The 22,297-nt window shown below is 59.8% G+C and carries 17 protein-coding genes and 1 tRNA gene; 7 read left to right on the plus strand and 11 right to left on the minus strand.

Features of this window, described 5'->3' with window-relative positions; all coding sequences use genetic code 11:
- Nucleotides 1-138 precede the first annotated feature (138 nt).
- From XX99_RS18120 to XX99_RS18150, 7 genes are all read right to left on the minus strand, one after another.
- Nucleotides 139-2,670, minus strand: coding sequence for an ABC transporter permease (locus tag XX99_RS18120; protein WP_050060796.1), 2,532 nt, complete (start codon nucleotides 2,668-2,670; stop codon nucleotides 139-141).
- A 221-nt stretch (nucleotides 2,671-2,891) separates the two neighbouring features.
- Nucleotides 2,892-3,314, minus strand: a complete 423-nt coding sequence (locus XX99_RS18125) for a nuclear transport factor 2 family protein (RefSeq protein WP_050060797.1) — start codon at nucleotides 3,312-3,314, stop codon at nucleotides 2,892-2,894.
- 54 nt (nucleotides 3,315-3,368) lie between these two features.
- The gene (locus tag XX99_RS18130) at nucleotides 3,369-4,139 is read right to left on the minus strand and encodes an SDR family NAD(P)-dependent oxidoreductase (protein WP_050060798.1); all 771 of its coding nucleotides are present in this window, start codon (nucleotides 4,137-4,139) and stop codon (nucleotides 3,369-3,371) included.
- Nucleotides 4,140-4,141: 2 nt separating this feature from the next.
- Nucleotides 4,142-4,429: a DUF1330 domain-containing protein gene (locus tag XX99_RS18135; protein ID WP_050060799.1), complete on the minus strand. Its 288-nt coding sequence runs from the start codon at nucleotides 4,427-4,429 to the stop codon at nucleotides 4,142-4,144.
- A gap of 401 nt (nucleotides 4,430-4,830) precedes the next feature.
- Nucleotides 4,831-5,088, minus strand: coding sequence for a hypothetical protein (locus XX99_RS27350; RefSeq protein WP_050060800.1), 258 nt, complete (start codon nucleotides 5,086-5,088; stop codon nucleotides 4,831-4,833).
- Nucleotides 5,089-5,362: 274 nt separating this feature from the next.
- Complete coding sequence (locus XX99_RS18145) at nucleotides 5,363-5,989, minus strand: response regulator (protein WP_050060801.1); 627 nt, start codon at nucleotides 5,987-5,989, stop codon at nucleotides 5,363-5,365.
- A 2-nt stretch (nucleotides 5,990-5,991) separates the two neighbouring features.
- Nucleotides 5,992-8,988 carry a sensor histidine kinase gene (locus tag XX99_RS18150; protein WP_184085057.1) on the minus strand — a complete coding sequence of 999 codons (2,997 nt, stop codon included), beginning with the start codon at nucleotides 8,986-8,988 and terminating at the stop codon, nucleotides 5,992-5,994.
- Between the two features lie 355 nt (nucleotides 8,989-9,343).
- Between XX99_RS18150 and XX99_RS18160 the strand changes: the two genes are divergently transcribed.
- Nucleotides 9,344-9,802: an MEKHLA domain-containing protein gene (locus tag XX99_RS18160; protein ID WP_050061143.1), complete on the plus strand. Its 459-nt coding sequence runs from the start codon at nucleotides 9,344-9,346 to the stop codon at nucleotides 9,800-9,802.
- Nucleotides 9,803-9,890: 88 nt separating this feature from the next.
- Here XX99_RS18160 and XX99_RS18165 read toward each other — a convergent pair whose 3' ends face one another.
- A complete protein-coding gene (locus XX99_RS18165) occupies nucleotides 9,891-10,400 on the minus strand; it encodes a DUF4760 domain-containing protein (protein WP_050060804.1) in 510 nt (169 codons plus the stop codon).
- 395 nt (nucleotides 10,401-10,795) lie between these two features.
- Nucleotides 10,796-10,885: transfer RNA gene (locus XX99_RS18170), tRNA-Ser, on the minus strand.
- A 148-nt stretch (nucleotides 10,886-11,033) separates the two neighbouring features.
- Here XX99_RS18170 and XX99_RS18175 point away from each other — a divergent pair.
- The 6 genes from XX99_RS18175 to XX99_RS18200 all read left to right on the plus strand — a co-directional run bounded on the left by XX99_RS18175 (nucleotide 11,034) and on the right by XX99_RS18200 (nucleotide 18,510).
- Nucleotides 11,034-12,332 (plus strand): ABC transporter permease, encoded by a 1,299-nt coding sequence (locus XX99_RS18175; RefSeq protein ID WP_050061144.1) that lies wholly within the window; start codon nucleotides 11,034-11,036, stop codon nucleotides 12,330-12,332.
- Between the two features lie 242 nt (nucleotides 12,333-12,574).
- Entirely contained in the window at nucleotides 12,575-14,389 is a 1,815-nt protein-coding gene (typA, locus tag XX99_RS18180; RefSeq protein WP_050060805.1) for a translational GTPase TypA, read from the plus strand.
- 108 nt (nucleotides 14,390-14,497) lie between these two features.
- On the plus strand, nucleotides 14,498-14,830 hold the full coding sequence (locus tag XX99_RS18185; RefSeq protein WP_050060806.1) for a hypothetical protein: 333 nt from the start codon (nucleotides 14,498-14,500) through the stop codon (nucleotides 14,828-14,830).
- Nucleotides 14,831-14,891: 61 nt separating this feature from the next.
- Entirely contained in the window at nucleotides 14,892-15,842 is a 951-nt protein-coding gene (locus tag XX99_RS18190; protein WP_050060807.1) for an LOG family protein, read from the plus strand.
- 127 nt (nucleotides 15,843-15,969) lie between these two features.
- Nucleotides 15,970-17,136, plus strand: coding sequence for a PHP domain-containing protein (locus tag XX99_RS18195; protein WP_050060808.1), 1,167 nt, complete (start codon nucleotides 15,970-15,972; stop codon nucleotides 17,134-17,136).
- A 210-nt stretch (nucleotides 17,137-17,346) separates the two neighbouring features.
- Complete coding sequence (locus XX99_RS18200) at nucleotides 17,347-18,510, plus strand: glycosyltransferase (protein ID WP_050060809.1); 1,164 nt, start codon at nucleotides 17,347-17,349, stop codon at nucleotides 18,508-18,510.
- A 13-nt stretch (nucleotides 18,511-18,523) separates the two neighbouring features.
- On the opposite strand, the gene XX99_RS18205 is transcribed toward XX99_RS18200, so the two are convergent.
- Together XX99_RS18205 and XX99_RS18210 are read right to left on the minus strand one after the other, a co-directional pair.
- Nucleotides 18,524-19,249: a plasmid mobilization protein gene (locus XX99_RS18205; protein ID WP_050060810.1), complete on the minus strand. Its 726-nt coding sequence runs from the start codon at nucleotides 19,247-19,249 to the stop codon at nucleotides 18,524-18,526.
- 141 nt (nucleotides 19,250-19,390) lie between these two features.
- Nucleotides 19,391-22,213 (minus strand): phosphoenolpyruvate carboxylase, encoded by a 2,823-nt coding sequence (locus tag XX99_RS18210; protein WP_050060811.1) that lies wholly within the window; start codon nucleotides 22,211-22,213, stop codon nucleotides 19,391-19,393.
- Between the last annotated feature and the right edge of the window lie 84 nt (nucleotides 22,214-22,297).

Below are 22,297 nucleotides of genomic sequence, written 5' to 3' on the forward strand. Positions count from 1 at the left end.
ATGGTTATGTAAGTTTGCGCTTTCGCCGGATCAACATTCAGCGCGATGGCTGGACCGTTTTTTGGCAGTGCGCGCGGCGAAATGAGGTTTCAACTTCACGTCGCGTTAACATTCGGTCGTATTCGGTCACGGCCACGTCTACTCCGTCCTCAGCGCTGTGACCGGTTCGATGCTGGCTGCTCGTTGCGCCGGCACGATGCCTGCGATGGCGGCAGCGAGCAGCAGCGCGCCCGCAGCCAGCAGCACGCTCATGGGGTCATAACTGCGAACGTTGTAAAGCTGGCTGGCCATAGTGCGCGCCGCCAGCAGCGCGACCGGGATGCCGATCAGCAGACCGAGCCCCACCTGCCGGAAGGCTCCTCGCAGCACCAGCCAGAGAACGCTGTTGCGCGTGGCGCCCAGCGCCATCCGCACGCCGATCTCGCTGGTTCGGCGCGATACCTGATAGGAGGTGATGCCATAAAGCCCGACGGCTGCCAGCACCAATGCGAGAACACCGAAGAGCAGAGCCAGGCGTGAGAGCAGGCGATCGGTATTGAAGTTTCCCTCCACCTGGTATTGAAACGTGTGCAGGCTGCTCACCGTCAGATTGGGATTGATGTCCGCAAGTGTCCGCCGCACCAGGCCGTCGGCATCCTGCGGCGGGGTTTTGAACTGAAGCACGATGGCGCCGATGATCATCGACCGTGCTTCCATCGCTTGATCGCTGGGGCTGGTCAGGTCCGTCCTCTCCTGCTTCAGCGGACGGAAAAACATCGACTGAATTCCTCCGGAAGGATTGCCGTATTTGGCGTCCGCGACGACTCCGACAATGCGGAAGGCATTTGCGAACTTGGGATCCTCGGTCCCGAAGGAGAGTCCGACGGGATCTTTCCCGGGAAAGAACTGTTTCGCGAAGGCCTGATTCACTACGGCTACCATCGGTGAGGTCTTCGTATCGTCGTCCGTGAAGACGCGCCCGCGGATCAGCTTCTGTCCAACGGCCATGAAGAACTGCGGACTCACGCGATCGTAGATGGCCATTGGGTGCGAATCGGTTCGACCGGTAATGTAGACGTCCTCGCCCCACTCGTTCTGTTCGAGCGGGCTATAAAGCGCCAGGCCTACGCTCGCGACATTTGGCTGTGCTGCGAAGCGTTGCTGCAACTGTTCGTCGAGCACCGCTGCCGTCGCCGCTGTGTAGCCTGCGCCGAGCGGGTCCAAATGGACGATGTAACGGTTGGCCGTATCGACGCCGAGATTCTGGTTCTGCAGATTGGCCAGGCTCCTCGTGAGAAGGCCCGCGCTTACCAGTAAAACAATGGAAAGGCCCGCCTGGAAGACGATCAGCCATCGCTGCGAGAGCGACGTACGATCTTGCGTCGAGCGGTTCACGCCGCGCAGGGCCTCGGCAGGATCGGCATGAGAGGTAATCCACGCCGGCACCATGCCGAAAATCACGCCGGTCACCAGCGAAAGCAAAAACGCGAAGCCCAGTACAACGACAGACGGGTGTGGATCGATAGGCAGCTGCGGCGAATTGGGGAAGGCCAGCGACAGGATCAGCCGCGTTCCGGCGTAGGCCACGGTCAGACCTGCCAGACCTCCGAGGCACGCGAGCAGCACGCTCTCGGTCAGCATCTGGCGAATGACCTGAGTGCGTGAAGCGCCCAGTGCCATGCGCAGCGACACGTCGGCGCGATGGGCCGACCCGCGCGCCAGCAACAGGTTCGCAACGTTGGCGCACGCCACCAGCAGCACCAGGGCGCAAATGGCCATCAGCAGATACAGGCCCTTGCTCTCCTGTTTTTGCAGATTTTGAATGCCTTCACCGCCCGGAGTCAGTTCCACATGCTGCCGTGCAATCAAAGCTGCGTTGCCATTGGTGTTATAGGCCGGAACTGTCGCCAGCCACAGCCGCAGGTTGGTCGAGATGGTTGCCGCCACTCCTGCGTTAATTCCGGGCTTGGCCCGGCCCAGAAGATAGAGCCAATTGGCGTTCTGCGTGTGCAGAACCGAAAGACCTCCCCGGATGAGAGGTTCGTTCGAAAGCGGAATCCAGAAAGCAGGCGGGAAGGAATCGATCCGGTCGCCATAAAATCCCGACGGCGCGATGCCGACGATCGTGAAGGGATGACCCTGGAAAGTGAAGGTCTGGCCTACGACCGCAGGGTCGCCACCGTAAGAGGATTGCCACGCCGCGTAGCTGATGACCGCTGCCGGTGAGGCTTCCGGTGTGTCATCCCGGCTGCTGAAGAGCCTGCCGGCAAAGGGGCCGATGCCCAGCGTTTCGAAGTAGTTTCCGGAGACGTATTCCGTGCGTTCCGCTCTCGCAGGCTGGTCGCCGTGACGGACGCTCATTCTCTCACCGGCCGACTGCATCGCGGCGAGCTGTGCAAACGCGGGCGTAGTGTCGCGAATGTGCTGGTACAACTCGTAGGAGAAGAGCGAAAAATCGCCACTGTTGTCCTGATCCGGAAATCCGTCGGACTCACCCCCCTCGTCGCTGTTGGAGCCGACGCGATAGAGCATTTTGGGGTTGCTCACTGGCAGCGAGCGCAGCAGTACCGCATGGACGAGCGTAAAGATCGCGGTATTGGCGCCGATGCCCAGGGCCAGCGTCAGAATGACAGTAACGGCAAAACCCGGCGATTTACGAAGTTGGCGCAGTGCGGCCAAAATCTCATGCATGCAGAAATCTCCAAAGGAACGGTGTAGGTAGAGATGCAATCCCATCGCCAAAATGTCCAGGAAACAAGTGCTCTGCCGTGAGGAAGTTGCTGTCACGCGCAAAAGACTGACTGTCCGTATCCGCACACCGGTGTCCGAATGCGGGGACCGTGGCCTTCGGGACACCACTGGCGGGAAACGCTCGCATCGCCCGCTGCAAGCGCGTTCCCTCGTAAAAGCAGCTAAGAGTAGATCGGGAACGACGATCCAAACATCGGTGCTTTGCTCTTGGATTGTTCCTCGGTGGCCTCATCCTGAAGCACGTCCCAGTGCTCGACCAGGATGCCGTCTTCAATGCGAAGGATGTCGGCGGCAATCCAGTTCACCGGCGCGCCGAATCCGGAGAAACGGCCATGCACAATGACGAAATCGCCATCCGCAACAATGACTCCCGCCTCGTATTTCAATGAGGCGGGGATGCCTTGGATGAGATTGAACAATCCCTCGCGGCCCGGCTCGATATGCGCGCTGTGCTGGATATAGTTCGGCGACCAGTATTGCTCCGCAGCCGCATAATCGCGCTTGTTGAACAGGGTATCGAAGGCCTCGAGAACCAGCGCCTTATTGCGTTCCGCTTTACTTTCTTTCGTGACCGTCTGGCTCATATCGAATACCCTCCCGCCCCTGACGGAGGCATCGTGCCGCAGTGAGACGCTCTTTCAGAGCTTCGATCCGCCGTCCACCGGGATGCTCGCGCCGGTGATCCACCGCGCTCCATCGGACGCCAGAAATGCAATCACGTCGGCGACATCGGACGGTTGCCCAATCCGCTTGAGCGCCTGCATCGTCAGGGTAAGATTGCGGCCGGCTTCGATTTTGGTGAAACTCGACATATCTGTTTCGATCACTCCGGGAGCGACCGCATTGACGCGGATTCCACGGGGCCCAAGGAGCGAAGCCCAGTGCTTGACCAGCGTCTCGATCGCGCCCTTTGTGGCTGCATACGCGGGAAGCGAGGGAGCGCCCGCCTGCCCGGGATTGCCGGGAACGGCATGCGCGGCGAGCGAAGAAACAAAAATGATGTTCGATCCCTCGGCAAAGAGCGGCAAGAGCTCCTTCACCAGAAAGAATGGACTCCGCACGTTGGTGGCAAAGAGATTGTCGAAGTCCGCGATCGTATGGTCTTCGAGGGCGGCGGCCTTCGAGATGCCGGCATTCGAGACAAAAATATCCAGATGGCTGCCGGCAATCGCGCGAACTTGTTCCGCCAGCGTGGCAGCGCCTTCTGGAAGCGACAGGTCGGCCTTAACGGCATCGGCGCGTCCACCCGCAGCGCGGATTTCTGCGACCAGAGCATCGGCCTCCGCGGCAGCGCGGCCGTAATGAACGATGACTTGCGCCCCTGCATTGGCAAGGGTTCGAGCAGTGGCACGACCAATGCCGCGCGACGCTCCTGTGACGAGTGCTGTTTTGTTGCTAAGACTGAACATATTCAAACTCCTTGAATTAGAACGACCCGATAGGCCGCTCCTTTGAAGCGATGCTCGCGCACCTTGCGATATGCCGGCCCGTCGTACCAGGCCTTGGCTGCTTCCATGCTGGGAAACTGCATGATGACGGCGCCCTCGGTAGGAGGACCTTCCAGGTCTTCATGTGCACCATAAAGCGCGAGAGGCTTGGCCTCATGCCCGGCGAGAGTTGCAGCAGCTTCCTTCGAATAAATCGCCATCTCCTGCTCGTCGAGCGTTTTGTCGCGCGTAAAAATCAGATAGGCACTCATATCGGTCTCGATTCCGGCGTGTCGTTGATACCCTCGCGCTTGTTGCCAACAAGTGCGGGGTCTTCGTCTCGGGTAGATACGATACATACCGTATCGGCGGCCATTGAATAAGATACGCAACGTCGCGCAGGAGATTCAGAAGATTCCCGCAGCTGCTATCTGCTTCGTGCAGGCTTGGCTCCTGGGCGTGTTCCCTGCCTCTCCCTTGAGTTCGTGGCGTACGGATGTGCGCCGCGTTGCGCAAACCATTTAAGCCACTATGAAGGAACTTGCAAGATCGGGCATGCCGGGAAGGAAGGCTATTTCTACACCGCTGATCTGCAGGTTTCCGATACCACTATCCAGGTATCCTCATCCTGTTTCCAGCCGGCAGTAAGTTGCTGTTCCATCGAGCCGGGAAATTATTGTCTCGGGGCGCGGCGGCCTTCGGGAATGATGATCTCGCGGCGGCCGAAGAGATGGGCATCGAGCGAGACCGCGCCGGGACCGAGCAGGACCAATGCAATCGACATGATCGACAGATTCAGGAACGCATAAAGCTTCCAGTCGTCGCTCATCCCATCGCTAAGGAAATCCGATGCAGCCATCGCGAGGTAGCCACAGGCTGCGGCACCGCCGGCCAGAGGCGTGAGGATTCCAATCAAGAGTCCCAGCCCCACTATGACCGCCAGCGAGCCTATCGTCCAAGCGGAAATCGGGGAGCCGTTCGGCGTATCGAAAACGCTCCAGCCATGGCGAATTGCGCCTGAGGCAACTGCAATTCGCAGCAGGATAAGTCCGATGCCAGGCCATCCGGCAGGGAAAGCGGCGAATAGTCTTTGCAGTTCATTCCTCCCGCCCGCGGAAAGCGCGCCATCCTCGAGCCTAGCTCCGCTCGGACCGAAAAAAATCCCCCGATAGAGTGCTTTTTGCCCGGCATTCTCGATTGTTTGTCTAGAGCTGGATAATCCCGCGGCGGACTCCGATGGCGACGGCCTCGGTACGATCGCTGGCGCCGAGTTTTTCCATGATGTGCTTGATGTGCCCCTTTACCGTCTCTTCGGAAATAAAGAGGAGCGCCGCGATATCGATGTTTCGATTTCCCCCTGCGATCTTTTCCAGAACCTCGATTTCGCGCTTGCTCAAGGCTTCATGTCCGAGATGCTCGACGAGCTGTGCCGCAATCTCAGGCGGAATGTGTTTCTTTCCGGCGTGCACTTTGCGGATGGTCTCGACCAGCTGCTTCCTCGGAGTGCTCTTCAGTACGTAGCCGCGCGCTCCCGCCTCGAGTGCACGCTGAATCTCCACATCTCCTTCGAAGGTGGTCAGCACGATCACCCGTGCTTCCGCGAATTCTGTGCGAATCGCGATCATGGCGTCGATGCCGCCAATGTCGGGCATGCGGAGATCCATCAGCGTGACGTCCGGCCGATGCTCGCGGAAGCTTGCGATAGCCTCATGCCCGCTCGCGGCTTCGCCTACCAGCTGCATGTCCGGCTCGTTGCGGATGACGGCTGCAATTCCTTCCCGCATCAGCGGATGGTCGTCGACACACAGAATTCGAATTGGAGAAGAGATCATTCTTAGCCACGCTTCTTTGCGATATTTGCCGTTGTCTCGAACTTCTCCCGGCTCAGCCAGGGAAGCCAGGAGAATCTGGCGGTGTTGGGCTTGTCTGAGAATGCAACGGCCGCAGGAACGGACAGCTCGACCTCGGTCCCACTGCCGACGCGGCTGCGAAGCTTAAGGTTGGCGCCGATGCCCTCGGAGCGCTCGCGCATGCCTGCCAATCCCCAATGCCCCTCTCGACCGGCCTCCAGTACGCGGGCATCGATGCCGCAGCCGTCGTCGCGCACGAGAAGGCGGAAATGCCTGCCCGCATATTCTATTTCTATCTCGATCGAGCTTGCCTTTCCGTGTACGAACGCATTCACAATGGCTTCGCGTCCGATGCGGTAAACCTCGTCGCGAATCTGGTTGTGCAACGTGCGCACGGTGCCTTGCGTAACCACGCGATACTTGGTCTTTTCATCGATGTCGAACTCTCGCCGGATGCGCGCAAATGCAATTGCCAGGCTGTCGCCGTCCGCTTCCCGCGTACGCAGGCCGCGAAGCGCATTGCGGCCCTCTTCGATAACCTGCCGCATCAGTTGCAGTACGCGTGTCACCAGCGGCTTGGTGGGAGAATCCTCCGGCAGCTGGTCCTCGGCCAGATCGAGCTGCATGCAGGCGCTGAGCACGCCTTGCAGAAGCGTGTCGTGAAGCTCACGGGCGATGCGTTCCCGCTCTTCCAGGCGTTCTTCGAGCCGCATGCGCGTTTGATTGACGACATGCTGCACGCGCATGAGATAAGCCGCCCACAGCAGCAGAATCAGCGCGCTAGCGGCGGCTATCCGAAACCAGATCGTCTGATAAAAATAGGGGCGCTGCGTGACGCTGTACGAAATTCCCGTTTGATCCCAGACTCCATCGCTGCCGCTCGCCCGGACATGAAAGGTATGGGAGCCCACGGGAATATTCGTGTACACCGCGGTCCGCGAGGAGTCAGCGTCGAGCCATGCGCCATCGACGCCATCCAGACGATATTGCAGGCGCACCTTCTCCGGAGACGCAAGATCCACGGCCTCCAGATGAAGCTCGACGTGGTGAGTGCCCGCAGGCAGAATCAGCTCCGAGCCGACCGGCTCTTTGCGCTTTCCGACGGTAATCGCTCCGACAAAGACTTTCGGCTTTCTCGCCGCCAGCGGCAGGCGGGCCAGATCGATCATCCCCAGACCCTTGACTGTCGCGATCCAGAGCTTGCCATCCGATGCAAGGGCAATGTTCGGAGATCCCACGCTGCATTGAATGGAATTCATCCCATCGGATCGATCAAAGATGCGGTAATCAAGAGGGCTGTCGTGATTCTTTCCCGCATTCATCAAGTCCTCTCGGCCGATGCGGATGACTCCGTTATTTCCGCTGAACCATAGGTCGTGTTGCGGAGACTCGATCATGTGGAGAAGCTTCAGATCCTCGTTCACGGAGATCATTCGATCCTCTGCGATCAGGCTGATGCCTTTCGGTGAATTCAAGGTGTAGAGATTGCCGAGCGAATCCTCTGCAAACTGGACGACAAACGGACCGTCGTTGGTTTGATTCGATGGAAACGGTCGAAAACGCTCCCCCGCGAGGCGATCGACACCTCCCTGTGTGGCTGCCCATATCGCGCCCGAGTGATCCTGAAAGACGGAGAGAACCCGGTTGCTCGATAGCCCATCGGCCACCGTGTAGTTGTGGGAATGCCCATCCTGCATGTGGCTGATGCCGTCCGGCGTGGCGATCCATAGAGAGTTGTCGCGAGCCACGATAATTTGCAGCACGATCTTACTCACCAGCCCCTGGTCGACGGAGTATTGAACAAACTGTCCATCTCGAAATCGAAAGAGGCCGCCTCCGTAAGTCCCGATCCACAGATTGTTTTTCGCGTCCTCGGCAAGAGACCAGATGCAGGAGTTGATCAGGCCATCTTTCTCGGCGTAAGTCTTAAATCCTTTTCCGTCGAAGACGGAAAGCCCGCAATTGTTGCCGACCCAGAGCTTTCCATCATGAGCGGGTAAAACGGCCATGGCTACATCGTTCGGCATTCCGCTGGCCTGGGTAAACATCCGCACCACTCGCCGGCGCAGGTGAGCGAGCCCATAGCCGTTGGTGCCTATCCATAAATCGCCGTTGCGGCCGGCATAAAACGACCGTACGTGGAGGCCGGGCGCGGGCGTGATGAGTCGATCGCCATCCACCAGGTAAACCCCGACGCCGGTGGCTAGCCAGATCCTGTCCTGATAATCCTGGTAGATCTGGAATGTTGCTGTCGTCTGCGGCCCCGAAGCTTGCAGTGGTATCGGAGACGACCCGCGCCAGCGCACAACACCCCCGTTCGTGCCGTACCACGTTACCCCGCTGTGGTCCTGAAAGACGGTGAAGACCTGATCCTGATGAACGCCTACGCTGGCGGCGACCTCCGGGTGGTGGATGATTTGCTGTCCATCCCACTCGATGTATCCCTGCGCCGTGGTGAGCAGTATATGTCCATTCAGCGCCTCGGCAATGCGGTTGACAGACACTCCCGGTATAACCTCGACGAACTTGCCGGAGTCTCGCCGGTAGAGGCCGTGGTTGGTTCCGGCCCACACTGCTCCGTTGCGAGCCAGCAGCAGCGCCTGCACTTCATCGCTGGGTCCTGGGCCCAGGTGATAAAAGGTCAGCGCCGCAAGGTCGAATCGATCCAAGGCCGATCGCGGAAGAAATACCACCCCCGCATCGGTGCCCACCCAAAGATCGCCGTGACTGGATTCGGCCAGGGCATGCACCGCTCCCTGAGGCGGGGAGCCGCTGGCCCTGAGATCGATGGTCGTAAAGTCGCGCCCGTTGAAGCTGGCCAGGCCGGATTGCGTGCCCACCCAGAGCAAGCCATTCTCGGTTTGCAGAATGGCATTGATGACGTTGTCCGGAAGACCGTCTTCCACGGTGAAATCAGCCCGGATGTAGTCATCGGCAAGCGTGTCGGAAGCCTGCGCCAGCGCGGGGGGAGCAAATCTCATTGCCAGGATGATCAGGCCGAAGGCAATCCAGGCGCAGCGGCCTTTGAGTCGGCTCGTCAGGCTTCGTCTGGAGCGCGATGCCCGCAGCGGCAAAACCCGGATGATTGGATGGATCGCTCGCATGATGAGTGGATTTCTTGCGGATACGACGAATCGTCATCGACAGAGTATCGGAAAACGCCGTCAGGAAGACCCTGGGCCTCGCCGATCTGGCTCATTTTCGTATTCAGCCTGCGGAGGGTTTGCCGGTAGGACTGCAGCCGAGGTCGAGGAGGCAAATCGCTGCCGGCGTATTCAGTGGAGAATTCGCGGCGCAATTCGCCGCCTCTTTATGATTGAGATGGCTGGATATCTGATGAACACACCGTATGATCTGACCCTTCTGGGGAGAATGACCGATAGCTATCGTCTGTTGACCGGCAAAGAACTTTCACCCAAGGCGATGCCATCTGAAGAGGCGGCTCGCTGGCTTTATGAGGAGGCTCCTTTTGGCCTCCTGGCGCACAACACAGATGCCGACCCCAGGTTTATCTACGGCAATCGGGTTGCGCAGAGATGGTTTGGGTATTCCTGGGATGAGCTCATAGGCATGCCTTCGAGGCTTTCAGCCGAAGCGCCGGAGCGAGAGGAGCGCAAGCGGTTTCTCGACCTGGTCGCTCGACACGGTTTCGTGTCGGGGTATCGAGGCTTACGCATTGCGAAATCGGGGCAGAAGTTTTGGATCGAGGACGCGACCGTATGGCAGTTCCGGGACGCCGCCGGCCAAATCCAAGGACAAGCCGCATGGCTGCCGCTCAAGGTTGAGTGTGAATGATTTTGTTGGGCTTGCTCGTTGCGCGAAATTGGGATTGAAGCGCGCCGATCTGGACTTGTTAAGACTCTGCCCATCGAAAGCGCAGCTTTCAATCCAAAGGGTGCTCTTTCCATCTCTCAATCAACATCGCGAATTCCCGATAAACGGTCGGACCGACGCGTTCCTGAAGAATTTGTATAAAGGGGAATAGGAAAGCCCAATCTCGCAGTGCGTTCACGGCGTACATGCGGCGATAGGTTTGCTCATCAAAAGCACCTTCCCTAAGCCCTGTAGCCATAAACTCGTAGGAATTTAGAAGTGTAAGTACGGCCTGGCGGACAGGATCACCTTCATTGCCCACTCTGGCCAGATTGATGAAATCGAGTGGCGCGTGCCGGAGTGGGCGAATTACAGCCCGCGCCTTGATGAGCTCTTCATTTTTCATTTGGTCGCGCACACTATCTACCGTGGCACGCCTACGCTCCTGCTTTGCCGTTGAGCGTAAAGTCCAAATTGCAATGATCGCCGACGTCGCTAAGATCAAATTCTGAAGCCACAGTTCACCGAATATGCTGAACCATTTGTGTGCTTCTTGGGAGCAAGGAGCGGCTTGCTGCACGTCCGATTAGTCTACGATGCCGTCGTTATTCATATCTACAATGCCGTCGTTGTTCATGGCTGATCTTGTCCCCATAGTGAATTCCTCCTTGTAGACAACCCACACTAGACAGATGGTATGAGCATTCTTAAAGATGCAATATACCCCAAATCAACTCTGGGCAACACCTTAAAGAGAGGTCTGCATTCGACCCTCTTCTTGGCCTATCGGCGGTTCCGGCTTTCTCGTTCAGGCGACGGCCCTTGCGGCTGCCACAAAGGCAAGTTTAGTTTATACCCATGTGCGGACAGGGACTGCCGGCACCGCTTTGGCGTTCATAATTCAAAACGCCGATACGGAATTAGCGCGACCCTCAAGGTAGCCCGTATGTTTATGATTAGAGATGGCTTATCGGTTGGCGGAGGGAGAGGGATTCGAACCCCCGTTACCCTTTCGGGTAAAGCGGTTTTCAAGACCGCCTGTTTCAACCGCTCACACATCCCTCCGCGGGTTTGGGTGGGGCTTAGGACCATGATATGACGAATCATGATCCCCGTGGAATTGGAAGAATTTCCCGGCGGGAGCGTCCCCACTTCTGAATCTTCCTGCCTGCGAGTAGGATCGATAAAGAAGCACTGTTTCGCACTTTATTCGATGCCGCCTACGCAAATATCACCGCCCGACGCCAAGCTTCGGATCCGCAGCCGCAGGTCGTTTCAGCGCACGCTCGACAGCGCGAAGCGGACCATGGTGTTCAGCGAGATCGTCCGGCTGGCCATCGACAGCTTCCGGTCGAGCAAGATTCGCTTTGCCCTCACCGCGCTAGGCATGGTCATCGGATCGGCGTCGGTGATTCTGGTCTTCACCATCGGCAGCACGGGCAAGCAGTACGTCCTGGCCGAGCTGCAGAAGATCGGCACCAACATGGTGATGCTCGAATACCAGGGCGGCGGCGCCGGGGCCATCAACGAATACCGCAACGATTTTCTCACCCGGGACGACGAACGCGCGGTCGACGAGCAGGTCACCGATGTGGCGCTTTCGTCGCCCATGCTCGAGATGCATGACCGCGTCACCTTTCCCGGTGGCATTGCCAAGGACGTCCTGGTTCTCGGCGTCAGCCCGCAATATAAGGATGTTCGCGATCTTGTCGTCCTTTCCGGACGCTTCTTCGACGAAGAGGATGAGACGACCCATACCAAAGTTGCCGTCGTCACCGAGGCTTTCGCTCAGGAGATGTTCGGCAGCTCCAGTGCCGCCATCAATCAGAGCTTCCAGCTCACCGGCATCCCGTTCACGATCATCGGCACCTTTAAGGAGAGTGTTCCGACCTTCGGCCAATCGGAGATCGCAGACGAAACGATCCTGATCCCGTACTCGGTAGGCCGCTACTTCACCGGCACCGACAATGTGAAGCAGATATTCTTTTCCATCCGCGATCCCAATGACGTCGAAGAGGCCTCGACCGAGATCGTGAATGTGGTGCATGTGCGGCACCTGGCCAGCTCCGTCTATAAGACGACGACCCTGACCTCGCTGCTGACTACCGCTGCCGCCATCGCCAATGCGCTCACCGTGATGCTGGTGCTGGTCTCTGCCGTGACTCTGGCGGTGGGCGGCGTCGGCATTATGAACATCATGCTGGCCACGGTGCGTTCACGCATCCGCGAGATCGGTATCCGCAAGGCGTTGGGCGCCACGGCACGCGAGATCAAGCTGCAATTTCTGATCGAGGCGGTCTTCATCTCGCTCAGCGGCGGCATTGTCGGAACCCTGCTAGGCCTCGCTTTGCCCGTTTCTGTGCGCGTCTTCACCGACTACAGCGTGCCGATCTCGGTCTGGTCGGTGGTCATCGCGCTGGGCACGTCCACGGCGGTGGGGATCATCTTCGGAACGCTCCCGGCCAATCGTGCCGCCCAGATGGACCCCGTGGAATCGCTGAAATACGAGTAATTCCAGCGCCGCTGTTAAACTATCAGGTAGAGACTGGCCAGGAGCTTTCGTTTTCCCTCTTGCAGTTGGCAGCAGCCCGGCAGCTCTCCTATCGATCTCAGCCTGTTGGCCGTAATCGACGAAGATCATCCCCGGAAGTTGTTGCCTGGCGATGGGCCCGTGCATGGCCTCGCGGGCAAAGACTGCCTGAACCACAAAACCGGTGCCCCGGCACTGCGCACGTTAACGAAAGAGATTAGGAAATCCCTGTGAGCACCATTCGCAATATCGCCATTATCGCCCACGTCGACCACGGCAAGACCACGCTGGTGGATGCCATGCTGCGCCAGGCCGGAACCTTCCGCGCCAACGAAGCCGTAACCGACCGCGTGATGGACTCCAACGATCTCGAACGCGAGCGCGGCATCACCATCCTCGCCAAGAACACGGCCATTTTCTATAAGGGCCATAAAATCAACATCGTCGACACTCCGGGCCACGCCGATTTCGGCGGCGAAGTGGAGCGCGCGCTCAAGATGGTCGACGGCGTGATGCTGCTGGTCGACGCCTCCGAAGGCCCCTTGCCGCAGACCCGCTACGTGCTCTCGAAGGCGCTCGAAGCCGGCCTTCCGGTCATCCTCACGATCAATAAGATCGACCGCCCGGACGCGCGCCCCCAGGAAGTCCTCAACGAAGTCTATGACCTGTTCATCGATCTCGATGCCAACGAAGACCAGATCGATTTCCCCGTACTCTACACCAACGGCAAGCAGGGCCTCGCGTCCACCGAGATCGGCAAAGTGGGCGAGAATCTAGAGCCGCTCTTCGAGCAGATCATCACCACCATCCCCACCGCCAAGGGCGACGCGAACGCGGTGCTGCAGGTGCAGGTCACGAACCTCGACTACTCGGACTATCTCGGCCGCCTGGGCATCGCGCGCGTCTTCAACGGCACGCTGAAGACCGGCGACGAGGTTTATATCTCGAAGATCGACGGCAATCTCGAGAAGATCCGCATCACCAAGCTCTTCAGCTTCAGCGGCCTCAAGCGCGTCGACATCGAAGCGACCGAGCTGGGAGACATTGTGGCTGTTGCCGGCGTCACCGGCATCACCATCGGCGAGACCATTACTTCGATTGAAAACCCCTCGCCTATGCCGCCCATCGTCATCGACGAGCCGACCATTGCCATGCAGTTCTCGGTGAACAACTCGCCCATGGCCGGCCGCGAAGGCAAGTACGTCACCTCGCGCAACCTCCGCGAGCGCCTGGATAAAGAGCTGCTCACGAACGTGTCGATCCGGGTGGAAGATACGGGAAGCCCGGATAGCTTCAAGGTTCTCGGCCGCGGCGAATTGCAGCTCGCGATCCTGATCGAAATGATGCGCCGCGAAGACTTCGAGCTGATGGTCGGCCGTCCCGAGATCGTGACTCGCACCATCGACGGCAAGACCATGGAGCCGGTCGAGCACGTCACCATCGATGTGCCTGACAACTTCGTCGGCACGGTGATCGAGCGCCTTGGACCGCGTAAGGGCGAGATGGTGAAGATGCACGGTCACGGCCGTGTCCGCCTGGAGTTCCGCGTTCCTTCGCGTGGCCTCATCGGCCTGCGCAGCGAACTGCTGACTGAGACCCGCGGCACCATCGTCATGAACACCATCTTCGACGGCTACACGCCCTACCAGGGTGAGATTCCGCAGCGCCCCACCGGAGCTCTGATATCGGATCGCACCGGCACGACTACCTCTTACGCCCTCGAGGGCCTTGAGGATCGCGGCGTCCTGTTCGTGGCGCCCGGAGTCGAAGTTTACGAAGGCATGGTCGTCGGGGAGCACTCCCGCGACAACGACCTCGACGTCAATGTGGTCCGCGAGAAGAAGCTGACCAACATGCGCGCTTCGTCATCCGATGAAGCCGTCCGCCTCACCCCGCCCCGCGCCATGAACCTCGAGCAGGCCATCGAATTCATCGCCGAAGACGAGCTGGTTGAGGTCACCCCCAAATCGCTGCGCCTGCGCAAGAAGGTGCTGCAAGCCAACCGCCGGCCTCGGCGCAACCAGCAGACCACTGCCTAGCCGTATCCGATTGGTGTCCCGCTTCCTGAATGCGGGGCACCAATTCGGAAAGACATTCTTACGGAAGAGGTTGCGCGTTCCCTGCAACGGGTAGAATCAAGCCATCGCATGTCGCAGCAGCCGAATCTGTTTTCGTCGCAGGCGCCGGGCAATTTGCCGCCTCGAGTTCTCCCCAGCGCCCCGCCGAGCGTGAATCCTCCGCCTCCGCGATGGCTGCATCGCCTCGATCTCTTTGTCCGGGTGATCGTTCGCCTCTACCTGGGGCTCATCATCCTGGTTCTGCCCTGGCTGCATATGTGGGACGAAAACAGGCTGCTGGTGGTCATTCCCCAGCTGGCCCCACTTGCCTTGAACGGAATCGCCCGCGGACTGGTTTCGGGACTCGGCCTGCTCAATATCTGGATCGCGATTCATGACGCCATCCAATACAAAGACCGATAAGCGCTTTCCCTGCAAGCCGCCGTTCCGGCGATCCTCCTGAAAGCAGTAAGCTAAAGAGCAGATGAATCGCAAACCTCCCAAGCCTCTCGAAAGCGCACCCCTGGCCTATGAGAACCCGGCCTTTCTCAATGGCCCGGATGGCCGCATCATGCGCATCCTTTCGGAATACTCCGAGCCGTTGGCCCGCTTTCGCCGCGAGCGCATCCGGGATACGGTCGTATTCTTCGGCTCGGCGCGGTTTCAGGCCTTGGACGAAGCGCATCAGGAGTTGTTACTGCTGGAAAATACCGGCTCCGTCGAGCCCGCTCCGCAGGAGGAGCAGCCTGCCACGCAACCGGAACTGGAGCAGGGAACGGCCAGCGAGCTCAGCCGCCGCCGCGCCGAGGCCGCAGTCGAAATGGCTCATTATTATGAGGACGCCCGTCGCCTTGCCTACCTGCTGACCGAATGGTCAAAGGCCTTGAAATCCCGCCGATATCGCTTCGTGGTTACCTCCGGCGGCGGTCCGGGCATTATGGAGGCGGCCAACCGCGGCGCCTATGAGGCGGGCGGCAAGAGCATCGGCCTCAACATCCGGCTGCCCTTCGAGCAGTGCCCCAACCCTTATGTGACGCCGTCGCTCAACTTCGAATTCCATTACTTCTTCATGCGCAAGTACTGGTTCGCCTACCTGGCCAAGGCGCTGGTCGTCTTTCCGGGAGGCTTCGGCACGCTGGACGAGATGTTTGAGATTCTGACCCTGTCGCAGACCCAGAAGCTGGCCAAAAAGATCACCATCGTCCTCTATGGCTCCTCCTATTGGAAAGAGGTGCTGAATCTGGATGTGCTGGTGGACAAGGGAGCCATTTCTCCCCGCGATCGCGATCTCTTTCAATTCGCCGATACACCCGATCAGGCCTTCGAGATGCTTCGCGATGGTTTGACCCGAAATCACCTGGAGCCGGAGGCCATTCGACCTGACATTGAGGACGAGTCGGCGGTATCCCCGGAAATTGCCAGAACTCGCTCCTAAATGCCTCCTTGTAGTACCGTTACCTCAGCGGGTACCCGGGCTATTTTGAAGCTCCTTTGTTTCTCCAGTAATGCCGCATTCATGGTGCATCGCGATACTGGACGCAGCCGTACCTCGGAGACAAATTATGGCTGGTTTACGTCGCCTCTCGTACCTCTGGAAGGACGCGGATTCCGCGCGTGAGTACACGACCGGTATATCCCTGCACAGCCACACCAACCAATCCAAGGAAACGCTCGACTTCCTGGCGAATTTCGGCGCCAGCTACAGCTGGGTTCGCAAGCTGATCGCCATCGGCGAAGCCCGCGCTATCCAGCGCTACTCGATTGCCATCAATTATTCGGCCGGCTACTGGGCTCCGCCTCTTACGCCCCGCCTGGCCTTCGACCTGGAGAGCCGCCAGATCGAAAAGCTGAACATCATGCCGCTGGTGTCGATCACCGACCATGACACGATCAGCGCGCCGATGCTGCTCCGCACCGTAGCTTCTGCCCGTCACATCCCGGTATCGGTCGAGTGGAGCGCGCCCTTCGGCGGCGACCAGTCCTTTCACCTCGGTATTCACAATCTGCCCAGCGAAACCGGCGCTTCGTGGATGCGCACTTTCGAGGAGTACACTGCAACGCCCGACGAAGCCAAGCTGACTGAGATTCTGGCCGCGCTGCATGCCCTGCCCAACGTGCTGATCATCTTCAATCACCCGATGTGGGATCTTTACACCATCGGGAAGGAAAAGTTCCGGCAGCGGGTGCAGGACTTCATGACGATCAATGGCCAGTTCATGCACGCCCTTGAGCTGAACGGGCTCCGCAGCTGGCAGGAAAATCGCGAAGTCAAGCAGATGGCCAAGGCCTGGAATAAGCTCCTGATCTCCGGCGGCGACCGGCACGGCATGGAGCCGAATGCCAACATTAACCTTTCGAATGCATCGAGCTTCACCGAGTTTGTCCACGAGGTTCGCTATGAGGACCGCAGCCACGTGCTCTTCATGCCGCAGTACGCCGAGCCCTGGAAGCACCGGATTCTGCAGTCCACACTCGATGCCATTCGCAGCTATCCCGACTTCCCGCAGGGATCGCGGACCTGGGATGAGCGCGTCTTCCATCCGGATGCCAACGGGGTCATTCGTCCCTTGATCGACCTGTGGCCTGCGGACGGCCGCGTTCCGAGACATCTCCGTTGGATTACCGGTGCGGTCCGCGTGATGGGCAGCCGGCCGATCTCGGGCAGCCTGCGCATGGCCTGGAGCGAGTCGCGAGAGCCGCGCTTCGCCCTCGGCGAAGAAGCGTTCTAAAAGCAGGGTATAGGGGATAGGGTTGAGGGATTAGCAAAACACCTGGCGATGGAACGATAGCGGCCGGAACAAGAGCGACTAAACAATAAGGCTGTAAACTACCGCATTCGCGACAGTCTGTTCGTCGCTCAGCATTCATTTTGACGGCAGATCCCTAATCGCCGTCGTCAATTTTTACTCCCTATCCCCTGCACCCTATACCCTGTCCTTATGGTCGCTCCGCGAGTCGCCTACTTCCCCGACTCCTATCACGAGATCAACGGCGTCGCTCACACCAGCCGTCAGTTTGAGGCATTCGCGCGCCGCCGCAAGCTACCTTTCCTCTGCATACGCGCCGGTAAGCGTGAGCCTCGCTATGTCCGGGAAGAAGAGCTGACCACGCTCGAGCTCTCGCGGGGATTGCTTTCCTTTGCGCTCGAAAAAGATCTGAGCTTCGATCCCGGCTACCTGCGCCATCTGCCCGCGATTGTCCGCACCCTGCGTGAGTTCCGTCCCGATATCATTCACATCACCGGGCCCAGCGAGAACGGCATGCTGGCCGCCGGTCTTGCCGACTATCTGAACCTGCCTCTGGCCGCCTCCTGGCATACGAACGTCCACGAGTATGCGGCGCAGCGCGCCAACTGGTTTGTGCGCCGTCTGCCAGCCAGCCGCAAGCAGGCAGCAGCGGATACCATCGAGCATCTCGCACTGCTGGCCAGCGCGCGCTTCTATGCCCTGGCGCGCATCCTCTTCGCGCCCAATCTCGGCCTCTGCCGGCTGCTCGAAAGACATACCAGCCGGCCCTGCTATCTCATGCAGCGCGGAGTCGACACCCAGCTTTTTTCGCCCGCACACCGCGACCGTTCACCGCAGGACACGGCTTATGTTCTAGGTTTTGTCGGCCGCCTTTCTATTGAAAAGAATGTGGCTCTGCTGGCAACGGTTCAGCAGGGGCTTACTGCTCTGGGTTTACAAAACTTCCGCTTCTGCATCGTTGGACACGGTGCGGAAGAAGCATGGCTCCGCCAGAAGCTGCCGGGTGCAGAATTTACCGGTGTGCTGCGCGGCGAAGCCCTGGCTCGTGCCTACGCGAATATGGACATCTTTGTTTTTCCCTCCCACACCGACACCTTCGGCAACGTGGTCCTCGAAGCGCTGGCCTCGGGAGTGCCGGCGATTGTAACTCCCGACGGCGGACCCTCCTCGATCATCCGCGAAGGAGAAACCGGCCTCGTCGCCCGGGACGAAGACTTCGCCGCGGCCGCTGCCACGATTCTCCGCGACCCGCACCGGCACCGCCAGATGCGAATCGACGCCCGCGAGCACGCCCGCCACGCCTCATGGGACAGCGTCTTCGAAGCTGTCTACGCGGGCTATCGAACCATTCTGTGATCTGCAGCGGCTCTTAAGCCTTTAGCGAGAGCTGCGTCGTCTTTGCACCCCAGATACGGCGCTGCCATCGCGAAAACCATCCCCCGTTGACGACTGGCATTGCGATTCGCGAAGGCTCGGGGAGCTCGGCGAGACGGCTGCGCGCGGCAGCTGCCATGAACTGTTGTACCTGGGCGCGCAAAACCTCCACGTCCAGTGCGCATTGGCGGAGATAAGCGGATACCGAGATCCCTGCCTCGGCGGCGCGTATCTTGATCAGCGCCTGCTCGGAAGATCCCACGCGAGTGGTCATCGAAACCTGACGCTCTTCGCCGCTTCCGGCCCGCAAGCCCCCAATCGCCCCGGCCCCAACCGAATGCGCCAGAGCGGTGCGAAAGGCCTGCGGCTTGTGCGGAGTTCTTCGAGGATGCGCAGTCGCTGCGTGTGTAAGAGCCGGCAACGAGGGCTCAGGCCTTGCTGCTATGGGTGGCGTCTTCGGGCCTTCGGGATCTGCGGCGGCTGATCCATCGCCGGCAGGCTCGGAAAACGCCGGCTCCCGGTGTGTGGCGGCTGGAACGTTGCCGTGGTTCTTCCAGCGATAGCGACTCGACTCCAGCGCCTCTTCGTAGGAGATTTCACGCACCCCATCTTTGGGTAGCTTGGACTCCCGCGCGCCGGTCTTGAATTCTCTATCGCTGTTCCAGGCCTGAAAACGCCCCAATACTTTCTCGATGCCCTCTGCTTCCGTCCCAGCCCGCATGAAAAATCTCCCTCAAGCGCCGAGCATAAGCCGGATATAGAGGGAGCGACACGGTCAAGACAGAAAATCGGCGGCAGAAGATCCCATTCTGGAATCCTTCTGCCACCGATTTCGATTTGGTAGCGAGGCGAGCGAAAGTGATCAGCCGGTATTGCGCAATCCCGCTGAGATTCCGTTGATGGTTCCCGAGATTGCGCGGTTGACCTCCGGAGTATCCTCGCCGGCGCGCTTCCTGCGTAGCAGGTCCACCTGGATCAGGCTCATGGGATCGACATACGGATTGCGCAGTCGGATGGAGTGCGCCAGTACCCGATTCTGTTCGAGCAACTCTTTCTGGCGCGTCACCGCGAGCACTGCTTTCAGCGTCCGCTCGAACTCCGTCTTCACCTTGGTGAAGACGCGCTCGCGAAGACCCTCGTCCTGCACCAGCGAAGCGTAGAGTGCGGCGATGCCCAGATCGGCTTTAGCCAGCGCCATCTCCACATTGCGGATGAGATCGATAAACAGCGGAAACTCATCCATCATCGCGCAGAGCAGCTCCATTCCGCCCGGCTGCTTGGCGTACTCCTCGATGGCGTATCCAACGCCGAACCATGCGGGAATCAGCTGCCGGCTCTGCGTCCATCCGAAGACCCAGGGAATCGCGCGCAGGCTTTCGAAGCTCATGCGTCCGCCGCGGCGGGCGGGACGCGATCCGATCTTGGCGTGTTCCAGTTCGCTTACCGGAGTTCCGGCTTCGAAGTAGTGCAGCACCTCGGGGTCGTCGATGATGTTGGCGCGATAGAAGTCGAATGCCGAGGCGGACATCTGGTCGAATGCCGCTTCCCACTCCGGCAGCAGCACGCCGGACTGGTGCCCATGCGGGTCGCGGGCGTTCGGACGGGCCAGCGCATCCAGCGAGGCCGCGATCATGAGTTCAAGATTGCGCTCGGCCAGCACCACGTCGGAGTACTTCCAGTTCAGCACCTCGCCCTGCTCGGTGATGCGAATCTGTCCTTCGAATGCTCCCACCGGCTGCGAGTAGATCGACCGGTGCGTCGGACCACCGCCGCGACCTACAGTTCCACCGCGACCATGAAAGAGCCGCAGCCGCACGCCGCACTCGCGCGCTACTTCGTGCAGCGCACGGTGCGCGCGGAAGATCTCCCAGGTGCTGGTCAGCATGCCGCCGTCTTTGTTCGAGTCGGAGTAGCCGAGCATTACCTCCTGGGTGTTGTTCCAGCTGGCCAGCAGCTTGCGATACTCCGGCATATTCCAAAGCTCGCGGCATACCGCCGGCGCATTGCGCAGGTCTTCAATAGATTCGAACAGGGGAACCGGCATCAGGCCGGGATCTCCGCCACATTCATTTTCTTTGCCCGCAACCTCTACGCCGCCCAGCCGCGCCAGCCAGGTGACGGCGAGAACATCATCGACGCTGGCCGCGCCGCTGATGACGTATTGGCGAATCGTCTCCGGACTGCAGCTAGCCTTCACCTCGGCGATGGTCCGCATCGTCTCGATCACGTCGCGGCTCTCCGCACTCAGCTCGCCGGCCACGGTGGCGGCATTGCCCGCGCACCACGCCGATGCCTCTTCCAGCGTTTTCTTGTGTACACGCGCGTGCTGCCGTACATCCAGCGTGTGCAGGTGCAGTCCAAAGGTTCGCACCAGCAGGATCAGCGGATCGATCAGAGTCTGCGCCAGCCGCAGGCCGTTGTTTTCCGCCAGGCTGCGGCGCAGGATTTCGAGATCAGTCTGGAACTCGAAGGCCGAGCAGTAGGCGGGCAGGGCGCTCAGGACTGCCTCGAGCGAATCCTGGTCGGGAGCCGGCTTGCCCGCTGTCGCCAGCAGCCGCGCATGCACGCAGACCATATATCGCCGGTAGAGCTCGAACTGAAAGTGATGGCCGAAGATCGGCGTCGATCCAGTATGTAACTGGCTTAGATACGAATCCAGCTTGGCCTGCATCTCCGCGCTGATGGGGAGCTGCTGCGCCGATGTGGTCAGCAGATCGATGATGAGCTGGATGCGGCCGTCGTAGTAGGACAGTAGCCGCTTGCGCGCGTCAGCAATTGCCTCGCGCGTTACATCCGGGGTCACGAAGGGATTGCCGTCCCGGTCGCCGCCGATCCACGAGCCGAAGCCCAGCATCAAAGGCAGCTCGGAGAGATCGATATCGAACTCGTACTCGCTCTTCAGTGCTGCCGCGATTTCGCGATACAGCGAAGGGAGCGTCTCAAAGATGGAGACCTCGTAGTAATCGAGCCCCATCTTGATTTCGTCGGCAACCTTGGGCCGGCTGCTGCGCACCTCATCGGTCTGCCACAACGCGGTGATCTCTGCTGTCAGGGCGGCTTCGAGCGCCACGAGCTCTTCGTCGGGAACCGGAATGCGGTCCAGCTGTTCCAGAAAATCGCCGATGCGGCGGCGCTTAGTCAGCACAGACCGCCGCGCAATCTCTGTTGGGTGTGCCGTGAATACCGGGACGATGAAGATCTTGCGCAGCCACTCGATCGCCTCGTCCGCAGAGATGCCCACCTGACGCATGGCGCGTAGGGTTCCACGCAGCGACCCGCGCTGCGCAGCCTTGTCCCCGCTGAGCTGCAGCGACAGCCTGCGCCGCTTGCGGTGGTTGGTCTCCGCCAGATTGATCAGCTCGAAATAGAACGCGAAGGCCCGGCTCAGGTAATACGCCGTATCCACAGGCATTGCGTTCGCGTCGAGGACTGCCAGCTGCAGCAGCTTGTCGGCCTCGACCAGAGAGCCATCGGCCTGTGCCTCGCGCCGCCGGATCGCCGATAGACGCAGCGCCTCGACCTTTTCGAAGAGCTCATCGCCGGCCTGCTCGCGCAGCACCTCGCCCAGCAGCATGCCCAGCGAGCGCACATCGCGCCGCAACGGCACTTCTTTCAAATCGCCAACACGCGCCTCGAGCTCGGCAAGCCGCTCGGACCAGTTTTCAGGTTTCCAAAGAGATGGCATCACTATCAATTATTGCAGGACTCGCCGTCCGGGCGTCCGCGCTTTTGGCGCAAAAAAAACCAAAGCGAAACTTGACTGGAAAAG

Source organism: Silvibacterium bohemicum, assembly GCF_001006305.1.
Classification (GTDB): domain Bacteria; phylum Acidobacteriota; class Terriglobia; order Terriglobales; family Acidobacteriaceae; genus Silvibacterium; species Silvibacterium bohemicum.

Coding starts and splice junctions, on each gene's coding strand:
- XX99_RS18120 (WP_050060796.1), bottom strand. CDS start 2,670: ATGCATGAGATTTTGGCCGCACTGCGCCAACTTCGTAAATCGCCGGGT.
- XX99_RS18125 (WP_050060797.1), bottom strand. CDS start 3,314: ATGAGCCAGACGGTCACGAAAGAAAGTAAAGCGGAACGCAATAAGGCG.
- XX99_RS18130 (WP_050060798.1), bottom strand. CDS start 4,139: ATGTTCAGTCTTAGCAACAAAACAGCACTCGTCACAGGAGCGTCGCGC.
- XX99_RS18135 (WP_050060799.1), bottom strand. CDS start 4,429: ATGAGTGCCTATCTGATTTTTACGCGCGACAAAACGCTCGACGAGCAG.
- XX99_RS18145 (WP_050060801.1), bottom strand. CDS start 5,989: ATGATCTCTTCTCCAATTCGAATTCTGTGTGTCGACGACCATCCGCTG.
- XX99_RS18150 (WP_184085057.1), bottom strand. CDS start 8,988: ATGAGATTTGCTCCCCCCGCGCTGGCGCAGGCTTCCGACACGCTTGCC.
- XX99_RS18160 (WP_050061143.1), top strand. CDS start 9,344: ATGAACACACCGTATGATCTGACCCTTCTGGGGAGAATGACCGATAGC.
- XX99_RS18175 (WP_050061144.1), top strand. CDS start 11,034: ATGCCGCCTACGCAAATATCACCGCCCGACGCCAAGCTTCGGATCCGC.
- XX99_RS18185 (WP_050060806.1), top strand. CDS start 14,498: ATGTCGCAGCAGCCGAATCTGTTTTCGTCGCAGGCGCCGGGCAATTTG.
- XX99_RS18190 (WP_050060807.1), top strand. CDS start 14,892: ATGAATCGCAAACCTCCCAAGCCTCTCGAAAGCGCACCCCTGGCCTAT.
- XX99_RS18195 (WP_050060808.1), top strand. CDS start 15,970: ATGGCTGGTTTACGTCGCCTCTCGTACCTCTGGAAGGACGCGGATTCC.
- XX99_RS18200 (WP_050060809.1), top strand. CDS start 17,347: ATGGTCGCTCCGCGAGTCGCCTACTTCCCCGACTCCTATCACGAGATC.
- XX99_RS18205 (WP_050060810.1), bottom strand. CDS start 19,249: ATGCGGGCTGGGACGGAAGCAGAGGGCATCGAGAAAGTATTGGGGCGT.
- XX99_RS18210 (WP_050060811.1), bottom strand. CDS start 22,213: ATGCCATCTCTTTGGAAACCTGAAAACTGGTCCGAGCGGCTTGCCGAG.